This window comes from Ectobacillus sp. (genome assembly GCF_056992975.1).
In genome coordinates, this window is sequence record NZ_JBXKMX010000180.1 from 1 (window position 1) to 13,657 (window position 13,657).

Annotated in this window: 16 protein-coding genes; 12 read left to right on the plus strand and 4 right to left on the minus strand. The window is 35.2% G+C overall.

What is annotated here, in order from left to right:
* The first annotated feature begins 139 nt into the window (after positions 1–139).
* The 7 genes from AC11ZT_RS08125 to AC11ZT_RS08155 all read left to right on the plus strand — a co-directional run bounded on the left by AC11ZT_RS08125 (position 140) and on the right by AC11ZT_RS08155 (position 5,936).
* A complete protein-coding gene (locus AC11ZT_RS08125) occupies positions 140–1,144 on the plus strand; it encodes an ABC transporter ATP-binding protein (RefSeq protein WP_484059117.1) in 1,005 nt (334 codons plus the stop codon).
* Positions 1,141–1,935 (plus strand): DeoR/GlpR family DNA-binding transcription regulator, encoded by a 795-nt coding sequence (locus tag AC11ZT_RS08130; RefSeq protein ID WP_484059118.1) that lies wholly within the window; start codon positions 1,141–1,143, stop codon positions 1,933–1,935. Before AC11ZT_RS08125 ends, AC11ZT_RS08130 begins: the two co-directional genes overlap by 4 nt.
* Positions 1,936–2,171: 236 nt before the next feature.
* Positions 2,172–2,369 (plus strand): cold-shock protein, encoded by a 198-nt coding sequence (locus tag AC11ZT_RS08135; protein WP_379967877.1) that lies wholly within the window; start codon positions 2,172–2,174, stop codon positions 2,367–2,369.
* 259 nt (positions 2,370–2,628) lie between these two features.
* Positions 2,629–3,903: a right-handed parallel beta-helix repeat-containing protein gene (locus tag AC11ZT_RS08140; RefSeq protein ID WP_484059119.1), complete on the plus strand. Its 1,275-nt coding sequence runs from the start codon at positions 2,629–2,631 to the stop codon at positions 3,901–3,903.
* Positions 3,900–4,406: a nitrous oxide reductase accessory protein NosL gene (locus tag AC11ZT_RS08145; protein WP_484059120.1), complete on the plus strand. Its 507-nt coding sequence runs from the start codon at positions 3,900–3,902 to the stop codon at positions 4,404–4,406. The genes AC11ZT_RS08140 and AC11ZT_RS08145 overlap by 4 nt, the downstream gene beginning before the upstream one ends.
* Before the next feature lie 34 nt (positions 4,407–4,440).
* The gene (locus AC11ZT_RS08150) at positions 4,441–5,253 is read left to right on the plus strand and encodes an ABC transporter permease (RefSeq protein ID WP_484059121.1); all 813 of its coding nucleotides are present in this window, start codon (positions 4,441–4,443) and stop codon (positions 5,251–5,253) included.
* A complete protein-coding gene (locus tag AC11ZT_RS08155; RefSeq protein ID WP_484059122.1) occupies positions 5,250–5,936 on the plus strand; it encodes an ABC transporter ATP-binding protein in 687 nt (228 codons plus the stop codon). The genes AC11ZT_RS08150 and AC11ZT_RS08155 overlap by 4 nt, the downstream gene beginning before the upstream one ends.
* 32 nt (positions 5,937–5,968) lie before the next feature.
* On the opposite strand, the gene AC11ZT_RS08160 is transcribed toward AC11ZT_RS08155, so the two are convergent.
* A complete protein-coding gene (locus AC11ZT_RS08160; RefSeq protein WP_484059123.1) occupies positions 5,969–6,817 on the minus strand; it encodes an alpha/beta hydrolase family protein in 849 nt (282 codons plus the stop codon).
* A 302-nt stretch (positions 6,818–7,119) separates the two neighbouring features.
* Between AC11ZT_RS08160 and AC11ZT_RS08165 the strand changes: the two genes are divergently transcribed.
* Positions 7,120–7,935: a polysaccharide deacetylase family protein gene (locus tag AC11ZT_RS08165; protein WP_484059124.1), complete on the plus strand. Its 816-nt coding sequence runs from the start codon at positions 7,120–7,122 to the stop codon at positions 7,933–7,935.
* 103 nt (positions 7,936–8,038) lie between these two features.
* On the opposite strand, the gene AC11ZT_RS08170 is transcribed toward AC11ZT_RS08165, so the two are convergent.
* Complete coding sequence (locus tag AC11ZT_RS08170) at positions 8,039–8,617, minus strand: HD domain-containing protein (protein ID WP_484059125.1); 579 nt, start codon at positions 8,615–8,617, stop codon at positions 8,039–8,041.
* Between the two features lie 310 nt (positions 8,618–8,927).
* On the opposite strand from AC11ZT_RS08170, the gene AC11ZT_RS08175 reads away from it, so the two are divergent.
* Positions 8,928–9,242, plus strand: coding sequence for a YckD family protein (locus tag AC11ZT_RS08175; RefSeq protein WP_484059126.1), 315 nt, complete (start codon positions 8,928–8,930; stop codon positions 9,240–9,242).
* A 242-nt stretch (positions 9,243–9,484) separates the two neighbouring features.
* Here the strand turns inward: AC11ZT_RS08175 and AC11ZT_RS08180 are convergent, their stop codons facing one another.
* Complete coding sequence (locus AC11ZT_RS08180; protein ID WP_484059127.1) at positions 9,485–9,775, minus strand: SAV0927 family protein; 291 nt, start codon at positions 9,773–9,775, stop codon at positions 9,485–9,487.
* A gap of 160 nt (positions 9,776–9,935) precedes the next feature.
* On the minus strand, positions 9,936–11,144 hold the full coding sequence (locus tag AC11ZT_RS08185; RefSeq protein ID WP_484059128.1) for an NAD(P)/FAD-dependent oxidoreductase: 1,209 nt from the start codon (positions 11,142–11,144) through the stop codon (positions 9,936–9,938).
* A gap of 234 nt (positions 11,145–11,378) precedes the next feature.
* Between AC11ZT_RS08185 and AC11ZT_RS08190 the strand changes: the two genes are divergently transcribed.
* The 3 genes from AC11ZT_RS08190 to AC11ZT_RS08200 all read left to right on the plus strand — a co-directional run.
* Positions 11,379–11,732 carry a DUF4870 domain-containing protein gene (locus tag AC11ZT_RS08190; RefSeq protein WP_484059129.1) on the plus strand — a complete coding sequence of 118 codons (354 nt, stop codon included), beginning with the start codon at positions 11,379–11,381 and terminating at the stop codon, positions 11,730–11,732.
* 336 nt (positions 11,733–12,068) lie between these two features.
* Entirely contained in the window at positions 12,069–13,268 is a 1,200-nt protein-coding gene (locus AC11ZT_RS08195) for a branched-chain amino acid ABC transporter substrate-binding protein (protein ID WP_484059130.1), read from the plus strand.
* A 157-nt stretch (positions 13,269–13,425) separates the two neighbouring features.
* The coding region (locus tag AC11ZT_RS08200) for an ABC transporter permease subunit (RefSeq protein WP_484059131.1) at positions 13,426–13,657 on the plus strand (232 nt) is incomplete at its 3' end.

Consider the following 13,657-nt stretch of genomic DNA (forward strand, 5'->3'; position numbering starts at 1 on the left):
GTCCAAATTTACTTATATAAAAAACTAAATGAAAGTGGGCATTTAGCAAGTGCCATTGTCGTTTGTTACTTCCTCTTAATCTGTATTCTCTCTATTGTTATTGTTAAAATGATTCGAACAAAAAAGGAGACCTTCTAATATGGGATACGTAACGATTGAAAAGGTTAGTAAGTCCTTTCAACATCAAACTGTACTTCATGAATTACAGCTTTCTATAAATAAAGGCGAGTTCGTGACGCTCTTAGGACCAAGTGGGTGCGGGAAAAGTACCCTGTTACGAATCGTGGCAGGGTTAACAAATCCTGAGCAAGGTATAATAAAAATAGATGGACAAGATGTAACAAATGTCTTGGCTAAAGATCGTCAAGTCGGTATGGTCTTTCAATCCTATGCACTATTCCCTAATATGACAGTGGAAGAAAACATAGCATTTGGACTTACTATGAAAAAATTAAGTAAAACAGTGATTCAAGAAAAAGTAGCAAATATCATTGAACTTGTAGGCTTATCAGAAAAAGAAAAAGCATATCCGCGTGAATTATCAGGTGGTCAGCAACAACGTGTTGCATTAGCACGTTCACTCGTAACGGAACCGAAAGTGCTCCTTCTGGATGAACCGCTAAGTGCACTTGATGCGCAAATTCGAAAAAATTTACAAAAACAACTTCGTATGATTCAACAAAAGTTAAATATGACAATGATTCTTGTTACGCATGATCAAGAAGAAGCAATGGCAGTCAGTGATCGTATTTATATATTGAATGCTGGACATATTGCTCAAAGTGGAACACCACATGAAATATATACGCATCCTGTAAATGAATTTGTTGCCAGATTTATTGGAAATTATAACGTTTTGGATAAAAAACAAATGGTACAGTTAATTGGGGAGAAAAAAGAGCTTACTACGAACCTATATGCTATTCGACCTGAAGCATTTTCTACTTTACAGGTAGAAAATAGCTATGAGTTGTCAGGAAAAGTATTAAGAACGATGATGTTAGGGAAAGTGATTCGCTATGAGATGGATTGTTTTGGAATTCCGGTAGTGGTGGAGCAACTGCACCATTCATCAGGACATATCCAAATGAATGAAACAATGAACGTGTATCTTAGAAAACAGGATGTGATTGCACTGCAATGAATGTAATGTTTACAGAACGCCACCAATATATAATTGCGAAACTTTCGAAAGAGAAGAAAGTGTTTGTAACCACTCTTGCCAAGGAATTAGGAGTAACACCTGAAACGATTCGTCGTGATTTAGATATATTAGAAAGCGAAAAAAAGTTACAACGAATACATGGTGGAGCAGTAAAATACCATCAAACGAACAATGAACCTCATTTTGTAAAAAAGATGAATTTATATGCCGATGAAAAAATGGCTATTGGAAGGAAAGCAGCTGAATTTATTAAAGATGGAGACACTGTGATGATTGATGTAGGAACGACAACAATCCATCTTGCAAGTAATATAAGCGGAGTTAGAGGAGTTACAATTGTAACGAATTCACTAGCTGCAGCACAAGAGCTAAATAATCGTCTTGAAAATAAAGAACTTGAAGGGAAGGTCATTGTTCTAGGAGGGGTAACAAATCCAGAACAAAAATCGATTGTTGGTGCATTAACATGTAAATTTTTAGAAAATTTTCGTTTTGATAAAGTATTTTTATCATGTGGTGGAGTTTCGATAGATAGTGTGAGTGACTATGATTGTGAAGAATGTGTAGTTTCTTCCGTTATGGTGGAACGAGCTAATCAAGTATTTCTCATGGCTGATTCTTCTAAACTGGATAATGAAGCTTTTTATTCAATATGCTCGTTATCCAAAGTGGATTATATTATTTGTGATCAAGCTATGCCAAATGAATGGAAGAACCATCAGCTAGATACAATGCTCCGGTGGGTTATTGCAGAGACTGATGCAGACTAGTAGTTATGATATCATGAGAGCCTAAATTTGTTTAGTTTTCGCAATGATTATAAAACAAAGTAAAGGGATTTTTACTTTGTTTTATTTCTTTTTTTATAGTAATCTGTTATAATAAAGTAAATTATTTTTGTTCGGTATATTGTTGAAAGAGTGTTTGCTATAACATCGTCTTGAAAGAGTATGAAGAGCAAGAATGGTAAAACAATGTGGGACATCCACGCAGGAGGAAAAAGATTATGTTACAAGGTAAAGTAAAATGGTTTAATGCAGAAAAAGGTTTCGGTTTCATCGAAGTTGAAGGTCAAGACGACGTATTCGTTCATTTCTCTGCAATTCAAGGAGAAGGCTTCAAAACTTTAGAAGAAGGCCAAACTGTTTCTTTTGAAATCGTTCAAGGCGCTCGTGGACCACAAGCAGCTAACGTTACAAAATAATTGTAACATCCAAAAAGCTGACTACAAACTATGTTTGTAGTCAGCTTTTTTTTGCGTGTAGAAAGATGTAAATTTTCCCCACATCCTAAGGGTTCCTACAGCTATATATGTAAATCCTTTAACCACTTCGTATAATTCTTTTTTCTATTTCAAAAAACTCACATAATTTCTTCTTATTTTTAACACATTTCTTTGGTATCTTACATTGTAACGTGAGAAATGTTAGATTTCTCATTTTCTTCTTGAGGGGAATGAAGAAATGAAAGCGATTAAACCCATACTCATTTTGGTAATAGTACTATTTTTCTTTCCTTTTCCAAGTACGGCAGGGGCACAATTGTTGCAATCTCGAATCGATGAGGCTCCAGAAAATAGTGTGATTCACGTAGATGGTATATATAACGAAGCCATTATTATAAGAAAGCCCATTTCGTTAGAAGGAACTGAGGATACAAAGATCGTTTCTTGCACAGATACACCGACGTTAATTATACAAGGAAAAGGGGTGACTGTGAAAAATATAACTGTTGAGAAATGTGAAGGCGGTAAAGATGTACCTGCAATCTATGTGACCGGTAATGAGCATACGTTGAATACAATCCATGTACGTGCTATGCAGACGGGTATTCAACTAGATAAAGCATCACACATTACGATTATTAATAGCTTAGTGGATGGTCGTGGTCAAAAAAACGGGATTGATCTCTGGGAGTCTACGGATAATTTGATTTCAAATACGGATATCACACATGCTAGAGATGGAATCTATTTAGAAAATAGTAATCGCAATGTAATTGAGCGTAATTCGATTGAACAATCTAGATATGGAATGCACCTTATGTTTTCAGATGATGTAGTACTAAACGAAAATCATTCTGAGCACAATGTTACCGGTGCGATGGTAATGGAAGCAAATCGAACGACTATATCCAACAATACTTTTTCATACAATTCAAATAATGTAAATGCCCAAGGATTACTTTTGTATGATGCAAATCGTACAAATATTTTTCAAAATACGATTTCATATAACAGAGTCGGAATCTATGTTGAAAAATCGGAACAAAATAAATTGTATACCAATAGAGTGCAAGGGAATTTTGTTGGAATTCAGTTAAAGAATGCAAACAGCCAGGTTGTGCAACAAAATGATTTTATTGGAAATGTAGTTGAGGCACAAGCTGTAAATAGTTCAAATAATCAATTTGCTACAAATTTTTGGGATTCATCCGTAACACTTGATACGACAGGTAAAGGAATTAGTAGCATTCCATATAGAATGGACCCATTTTTTTTAACATTAACGAGTAATATTCCGGAATATCAGGTGTTTTTTCAGGCACCGGGGATGTCTTTATTACAAAATCTATTAAAAAGTCCAGATTCAGCAGTGGTAACAGATTGGAATCCTGTTGTTCCACGTTCATTGAAACAGGAAAATCAGTCTCAGCCAGTCACATATCTGATTCTAATGAGTGTGGGCATGGTAGCTCTAAGTATATTCTTATTTCTAATTGGGAGGAAACGAATATGAAAAAAGGTTTTGTATCAACTGTATTAGTAGTTGTTATTTTTACAATGTTAGCGGCATGTGGCAAACAAGCAGTAAATCCGGTAGCAGTTGACGAAAAAAATGATAAATGCGCAACGTGTAATATGGCTGTAACGAACAACCAATATGCAACCGAAGTGGTTTTAGAAAATGGAAAAGCACTAAAATTTGATGATATAGGTTGTATGTATAAATGGTTACAAGAAAATAGCGGTGAAAAGCTGCAAGCAAAATTTGTACGCGATTATAATACAAAAGAATGGGTGCCATCGGAGAAAGCTACCTATGTGTATGAAACATCTATTAAAACACCAATGGCATACAATGTTATCTCATTTCAAAATAAATCCGACGCTGAATCTTATGTGAAAAATCATAAGGGATCCGTACTTTCGTATGAAGATTTAAATAATCATAAGTGGGAAATGAATAAAGAAATGATGAAAATGATGAAGGATAATAAAGCAATGAACCCTACTAATTAAGAAAAAAATCGTTTTTTTCCAGGAGGCATGCTTTATGTGGCATATTTGGCGCACTGAATGGCGTATTTCGATGAGACAACGTTCGTTCTATGCATTTTTCATATTGTGGGTCGTTGTGAATTCGTTGTTATTCCAACTTGTGAAGAATGTTTCTTCCTTATCATCTTATACAAATGTAACAGGGACTACAGTCAATCTTGTCCTGTATATGATTCCACTTTTCATGCTGATCATCGGATCATTTACAATAGCAAATGAAATGGAAAATGGTCAATGGAAGTTGCTTTGCACATATCCAATTTCATCATTCTCCTATGTGGTAGGAAAATGCGGGGGACAGGCTACAGCTCAGCTTATTCTATTTACAATGAGTTTTGGTACAAGTACGTTGATTGGATTATTGTTAGGTATTCCGCTTTATTTGGAGTGGACAGTAGCATTGTATATCTTTAGTGTATGGCTCTTATTATTTTTCCTTATACTTGGCGTTAGTATAGGAGCGCTAGTTCATACTAGGTGGCAGGCACTTACTTTGTCGGTTATCGTTTGGTTTTTCCTAATTATTATGTGGCCATCTATGATTATTTCTATTCTTTCATTTGTGCCTTATACTTGGATTTCCCCTATTTTAAGGATGATTATATTTTTAAATCCTGCCGAATTACTCAGGGTTGTATTCATAATCACATTAAATGGGGGCTCTGTTTTTGGTCAAACCTATGACACTATTATTGTATCGCTTAGTACGCCATTTGGCTGGACGTTATTACTGGTGTATACAATTGTTTTTTCACTGTTATGCCTTCTGTTTTCCTCATGGAAGCTTGAAAGGGGGAGATGGCAATGACTGTACTTGCAATAAATAATATTTCTAAGATGTATAAGCAAACGACAGTTTTCCACCCATTTTCTTTAAAAGTTGAAGAAGGTACCACTATTGCGCTATGTGGAGGAAATGGGGCTGGGAAAAGTACGTTTTTACAAATGCTTGCAGGCTTAGCTTTACCATCTACCGGTTCAATTCATTTATATGACATGGATGTAAGCAAGCAGAGAAAGCAATATGTTTCTCATATTGGATATATGCCGGACGATTTTTCTGCACAAGAAATGCTAAGTGTAGAAGAATTTCTAAATTTTTATGCGCATTTTCGGTATGTAAAACGTGAACAAGTTGATGCATTGATTGTAAAGCTCGACTTGGTAAAACAAAAGAATATGCAAATTAAACAGCTATCAAAAGGGATGAGACAGCGTCTATTACTCGGCCAGGCATATATGGGTAACCCAACTCTTCTTCTATTAGATGAACCAACAAATGGGCTTGATCCATATTGGATTCGTATGTTCATGCAGCTTATAAAAGAGAGAAACCAAATTACTATTTTTTCGACACATATGATGGACGTAGCGGCAGAATTGGCAGATATCATTTTGTTTTTAAAGGAAGGGACAGTCACTCATCAGTTTTTCAATAGTGATGATAAGGCGAAAATGACATTACAGTTATTAAAGCTTTATCGAAGTTAGAAAGGAAGTACAGCCGGAAAATGGAATGACTATTATTTCCGGTTGTATGTATGGGAAATCCATTTAAACATTTTTTGTAACGTTTCATTGCGAACATCTGATGGTAGGTGATGTCCGTAGCCTTTCAGTGGTAACAGTTCTACTTCTGCCTTATTTTCTTTTAATGCTTCATACATGTCTTGACCGTGGCTATAATCAACTTGAATATCATTTGTTCCATGTATAATTAGAACGGGACAATGGATATCACTTGCCATATGAATAGGAGATCGTTGTTGATAGGCAAACGGATTTCTAGTAGGAGTTCCATGTAATACTCGTTTTAACATTCTTCTAAGTTCAATCCGCTCTTCATATGTTTTTGTAACGTCGGATACACCACCCCAAAGTATGAGTGATTGTATATTTCCCAGTTCAGATGCTGCTTGCGTCGCATTAATCGATCCTCGGGAAAATCCTAGGATAGAAATATTTCCATTACAAAAAGGGAGCTGTTTTAGTAATTCATACGCTGCAGTTACATCGTGCTTGTCTGCTCCTCCGAATTCATCTCTTCCTTCTCCGCCTTCATTTCCTTGGTAAGCAGGAGCAAATACTACATAACCAAAATTCGTATATTCCTCAATCCAACTCGTTCGAACTTTTCCCACCTTCCATATGCCACCTCTGCAATAAATAAGTCCTGGCAGTTGATAGGACATGATGTTTTTTGTCGGACGTTGTAAGGAACAGGTAAGTTTTGTAATGGGAAGATTATGTTCTCCGTATATGAGTCTTATTTCGTTTTGTATATGTGAAAGGGGAAGGTCGTATTCGTTTGGAATTCCTAAGTAGCCTTTTATCTTTAATCCATTTGAAATATAAGTTACATGGTAAATCATTGTATACATCTCCAATAAAATGAATCGCTATATCAAAAACAATAACGCTAGTGACTGGAAATCGCAAGATATATGCATGATTAGGGGAAGGAACGGATTGGTTCACGCCTCTTAAAAAGGTGCTTCGATTTTATTAGAGATAATCTAGTAAACCATAAAAAATAGAAGATTAGAGTGAAAAACCTTTTTTCCTATATCTATTGTGTATTCGAATGAAATTTATGATTAATTAACTACAAAATAGATTCAGTATAGAGTATGATTATAGAGTAGTAGGAAGTTACAAACAGGGGGATTAATAGATGATTAGCTTGAAAAAAGTAGGAATACTTGCAATCCTGTGTATGGGTGTTTTCTCAGTCGCTGTAGGATGTTCTTCTAATCAAAAAACAGCAGTTGCTGCAAGTGAAACGAAAACACAAACGGTTCAGGAACTTGCAACAATTCCTACATCGAGTTCTTTGAAGGAAGAACCGTTGCAATTTAATGGTCAAATTCGAAAAGTAGCATACTTAACTTTTGATGATGGCCCAGGTAAATTTACAGCCCAAGTATTGGATATATTGAAACAAAACAATATTAAGGCAACTTTTTTCCTAATTGGTTCTCATGCTGAGCAGTACAAAGATCTTGTACAAAGAGAAGTAAAAGAAGGAAATTATGTGGGCATGCATAGTATGTCACATGATTATAAAAAGTTGTATGTTCAAGGCGATTTTGTTAATGAAATGGAAGAAGATCAAAAATTAATAAAAACGATTTCAGGAGTAGAGCCTCATCTAGCACGTCCACCATATGGATCTATGCCTGGTTTAAATCAGCAACTGCGTGATAAAGTGGCGGATGCGCATTTAAAGATTTGGGATTGGACAATAGATTCTTTGGACTGGAAATATAATAAGGTACCCGCGGATAAATCAGTTCCTGCTATTGTACAAAATGTTGTGTCGCAAGCTAAAGGAAATCGTGAAGTGATTCTTATGCATGATATTCATCAACAATCTTTAGATGCTCTTCCTGCAGTCATTAAAGCAGTAAAAGATAAGGGCTACGAATTTGAAGTGTACAATGAACAAGAGCATTTCAGCTTAAATTTTTGGCATGACAATCGTTTATAAAACTGATAGTTATTATAAATACTTCCTCCAAAAAAGGCCTTTACAAAAAGTAAAGACCTTTTTTGGGCTTATTTCATGGGCTATCCTCAAATTAAATTTTACTTTATTCATGAACTAGTTTTCTGCACTTAGTATGATTAGTTGGATCATTCTGCATAGTACTCTGAGAGCCATTCAGATAACATTCTATCATTTCATCCAAACGCCGTATGGCACTAAGTGCTTTTTCTTGAGAAATTCTACGATAATGATGGTTTCCGCCTAGCTCCTCATCCATTTCATCTGCTGTTTTTACAATTTGCTGTAGTGTACTTCTTTGTATAATAGCGCCAGGTAAGTATGAATCAGTATGAAGTAATATAGCGAGTGAAATTTCCTTTGCGTCTTTTGGATTTTCTCCTAAACGAATAAGTAGTTTATGTGCACGTTCAGCGCCTTTAATCGCATGTATATCGTTCTTTTTATATAAATCATAGTCCCATTTACCATTGTTGTACCAAGTATAATGTCCAATATCATGTAAGAATCCTGCTTTTGTAGCTAAATCGACAGAAATGTTATGTTCTTTTGCTAAGTGAAACGCATGATAGGCAACAGATAAGGCGTGCACCATGCCGGATCGATTTACATACTTCTGGACAATACGATGACTATATAGTTGTTCTAACGTTACGTTACGCATATCATTCGCTCTCCTTTGCTACATGATTTTTCCCCTGTTTTATGCATGGTTACTTTCCCGCTTATTTTCGAAAAATTAGGTAGAATTCGTTAAATATATTCAGAACATTGTACTGTATTATTGCTGTTTCGTAAAGTATTTTTATTCGATGTTCTTTATTTAAAAGCGGAAAAAGCATGTATGTTTTGATGGAAGGAAAACGCGCAAATAAAAGAAGAAAAAGAATTGTTTATAACAGGTAGAATTTGTTTGAATAGTATTTGCAGATTAGTGAAAACTAACGTGGATAACTGTGAAGGAGAGTGCTTGAATGAAAATTTTATCTTCCATACTTGTTTTGCTGATTATGTTGTTCGGCGGGCAAAACTTTGCACATGCCAATGAAATGAAACCGGAAAAAGTTCTTACAGCTGAGCAGAAAAAAGAGATTGCATCGTTGCAACGTGATATTTTAACAAAAAAGAAAGAAATCATATCCAAATATGTAGAGTATGGGGTGATTACAAAGGAAAAGGGCGATGCAATGATTGTTCATTTACAAGAACACTACGATACTCTTGAGAAAAATGGTTTTATTCATAAAAGAAGTGAACGCCATCAACATACAAAAGACAATACACCATAAAGAAAGAGCTTTCTGTTTCAACAAGGGCACTAAAAAATTTATTTAGTGCCCTTGTTTCATGGATGTACAAGATGTGATGACTGTTTCTCCGCTTCTCCCTTATTTTAAGAGTTCCCTTATTTGCTGCAATAAGAAAAACAGGTATCGTTCTCTTTTATAAACATGAGAACGATACCTGTTCGTTTGTATGGCAATTTTTCAGTGTACTCATTTTGAGAAACTATTTCCCGGTATTCATTTACTTAATACTGATCAGCATGGAGTTCTTGCCCTAACAAATACGTTAAAAATTTTCCGACTTCTTTTGTATCTTCAGGGTGTATGCCGAGCTTAGGTGCCCAGTAGCTCGTATTTGGTATATCGTCATCACACAACAGAGCCATACGCTCACTTTGAAGAGAGACGACCATTGCTTTCCCTAAAAACTTCACAGAATAGATGATGGTTAAGTCATAGCGATGATTACCAGCTGCAATACAGTAGTAATGAATGTTTTGCCTTTCATTTTCTTCAGATAAAATATCAAAGTTCATTCTTACCACTCCTTTTTAATTGTCTCTTGCGTAATAGGCTGCTGAAGATTCCATAATTTGTGTACGACTTTTTGAAAAATACTAGGACTTGTACACATTATTACGTAATTTTATAAATTCGCTACAGAGTATAGTATATTCCTCCTATGTCACAAAAATGTTACTTTTGTCTTGTATGCAAGTATAGATCCAAGTCATTATTAGCACGATTGGTGAGTACGTCACGTACAATGGATGCAAGAACCATACTATAAACGATTCCATTATCCCCATAACCAAAAATAAAATAACAATTTGGCATGGTTTCATATATACCTAGCATAGGAAGACCGTCATGCATTGTGCCAAAATGGGCAGCCAATGCGTATTCTGCTTTTACATGAATTTGAGGAAAAAGCTTGTTACACTCTTTAATAAGTTCCTTCTTTTTATGCACGAGTTTTGTATCGCGTTCTGTAGAATTAGATAGATTTTCATCAAGTCCACCAATAATAATCCGATTGTCAAAAGTAGTACGCATATAAATATAAGGGCGTGCAGTTTCCCATATAAGTGTACGTTCATGCCAATCTGATAAATCTTCAACTGGATTTGTAACGACAGCATAAGTACTACTAATTACAGCATTTTTTTCTATTTTAAATGCTAATCCTTCATATCCTGCAGCTACAATTACGTGTTTGGCGATAATGGCATGTCTTTGCTTTGTATAGAAAACAGCATTTTCTTTCTTGAGTACTTTTCCTACTATTTCTGTCTCTTCGTAAATACGAGTTCCCCTTTTTTGGGCCCATTCCATAAGTCCAATTGTATATACATAGGGATTGATTTCAGCATCATTATTTACATAGAGAGCAGCTTTTTTCTTAAAAGGATATAAACGTCCTATTTCTGTTTCTGTTAATAACTTTGCTTGGAATCCATATTTTTGTAGGTAATATAGTTCGTTTTGTAGTTTTTTTAGATCCTTATCATAACTAGCAAAGTAGAGGCTATTCCTTTGAATAAAATTAGGGTCAACGGTTAAGAGGGAGGTAGCTTTTCTAATCTCGTTGATAGCATTAGCACATAACTCAGTATGACGCATTGCGTTTTTTTCGCCAAAGCTAGCGACAAGCTCATGCAGCATCTTATCTCCTAAATATTGAATAAGAGCTGTATTGCTACTCGTACTCCCATATCCTATTCTTCTTTTATCAGTAATTACTACATCAAGTCCTGTTTCGCTTAAATAGTAAGCACATTGTGCAGATGAGATACCACCTCCAATAATTAGAACATCGCATGTAATATCCTCCTCTAAGGATGGATACTGAGGAGCATTTGGAAATGTAGTTGGCCAGTACAATGTTCCTGATTGCAGATTCATCTAGTTTCACCCCATTCTTAACTGCTAGCCATTCTGTTCATTATCGTTGCCGAAAAAGGAATTGATATGCATGCATTTCTTTTTTTAGGATGGATCCTAAAAATAATAGGATTACAAATCATAAAGATTTTTACACATATTTGTACATGTATTTCAATACTATTAAGTGAATGAATAATTTCAGAAATAAGGTTATGTCTGCGTTATATTAAATTGTTTATGAGGAGTGAAGAGATGACAGAAAAGGAATTAGTAAAAGAAGAGAAATTATGGGGGATGTTTGCACATTTATCCTCGTTAGCTGGATTTTTTACAGGAATTGGATTCATTGTGGGACCATTAATTGTGTGGTTAGTAAAAAAAGATGAAAGCGCGTTTGTAGATAGTGAGGGAAAGGAATCATTAAATTTTCAAATTAGTATGCTCATTTATTATATTGTCGCTGGCTTACTATCTCTTGTATTAATTGGTCTCATTCTTATCCCTATTCTGGCGGTGTATCAACTTGTTATTGCTATTATCGCAGCGGTTAAAGCAAAGGATGGGCAGCACTTTCGTTATCCTCTTACTATTCGTTTTATCAAATAAAATAGTATTCTAGTGTTCTGAAACTTCGGCAGTTATGCCGGAGTTTTTTTATAAACGGTAATAGATGTTGAGAAATTTTATTTTAACAAGGAGTAGAAAAGTTATTGTATAATATTCTCGTGAAAATACAATTCTGTAAGCGTTTTACATGATGAATTTACAAGAAACCCATGATAGAACTATTTATTTTATAGTAGAGAATGTGGAGTATAGCAAAATTTGTCGTAAGTTATTTGTAAATTAGTGTTGTACAAAAACAATAAATTTTATATTATTAAATTAAATATTCTAAATATTTTAAATATTTAGAAGAAATAAAAAATAGGAGGGTTACTTGTGATACTAAAAAAAGAGATGTCATTTGTTCTAGCAGCTTCACTCGTATTTGGGATTTTAGCAGGGTGTGGAAAAACAGATCAAACATCCGGTTCAGCTTCGGGTGGAACTGGACAAGTTATTAAAATTGCAACTCAGTCTCCTTTGTCAGGTTCAAGTGCAACATCAGGTGAAGCAATTGAACTAGGAGCGAAATTGAAAGTTGAAGACGCAAAAGAAGAATTTAAGAAACTAGGATATGATTTACAATTTGTTCCTTATGATGATCAGGGCGATCCTAAAAAAGGTGCAGCTAATGCCCAACTTATAGCTTCAGATGCACAAATTCTTGGAGTGGTTGGTCATTTAAATTCAGGTGTTGCCATTCCATCATCTGAAGTGTATGAAAAAAATAATATTGTTATGGTATCTCCTTCTAATACTGCGACAGCAGTTACAGACCGTGGTTTAAAAACGGTGAATCGCATATGTGCACGCGATGATTTCCAAGGACCTGCAGGAGCAGATTATGCAATGAAAACATTGAACGCAAAGAAAATTTTCGTTATCGACGATAAAACAGCATATGGTTCTGGTCTTGCTAAAGAATTTGGAGATGCTGTAAAGAAAAACGGCGGAACATTAGCTGGTACTGAATCTATTACAGTTGGTGAAAAAGATTTCAGCGGTGTATTAAATAAAGTAAAAGCTTCCAATGCAGATTTGATATTTTTTGGGGGATTATACGCTGAAGGTGGCTTAATTGTTAAACAAGCTCGTGACAAAGGCATTACAGCTCCAATTCTTGGCGGAGATGCAATCGATTCAAAATCAATGGTAGACATAGCTGGTACAAGCATTGTTGATACTTATTTTACATCAGTAGCAGCAGATGTAACGAAAACTGCTGAAGGTAAAAAGTTTGCAGATGCATATAAGCAAAAATTTAATAAGGATGTAGAAGGATACTCAGCATATGGATATGATTCAGCAGGCGTTCTGCTTCAAGGACTTAAAGATGCAATCGCAGCAAATGGAAATAAGCTTCCTTCTCGTCAACAAGTAGCCGAATCCGTACGTAAAATACAAGATTATCAAGGGGTTGTAACAAAAGTTGGATTTGATAGTAAAGGTGATAATAAGTTCGCAAAAGTTTATATTTATAAGTTTGATGGGGCAAAATATCCTGGTGTACAACAAGGAGAAATAGAAAAGAAATAAGCTTGGAGAGCGGGTACAAGAATCTTTGTACCTGCTTATGTTATATTTTGTTTTATTTCCATAAAAAGGGAATATATGATTATACAGATAAAATAGAACAAGTGCGGCATAGGAGGGTATTCCGTACTAATAGACAAATAGAAAGCGAGGAACATGTATGCTGAACGCAATATTGAATACTTTACCACAAGTTCTGATCGACGGTTTAACGCTTGGCTCTGTATATGCCACAATTGCCTTAGGGTATACGATGGTATATGGGATCTTGGAGCTGATTAACTTTGCACATGGAGAAATCTTCATGAGTGGAGCTTTTATCGGGACCGGTCTTTTACTTGTGATGACAGGATTCGGTTGGTTAGGAGCGATGCCGGCAATTTTAGCTCTTA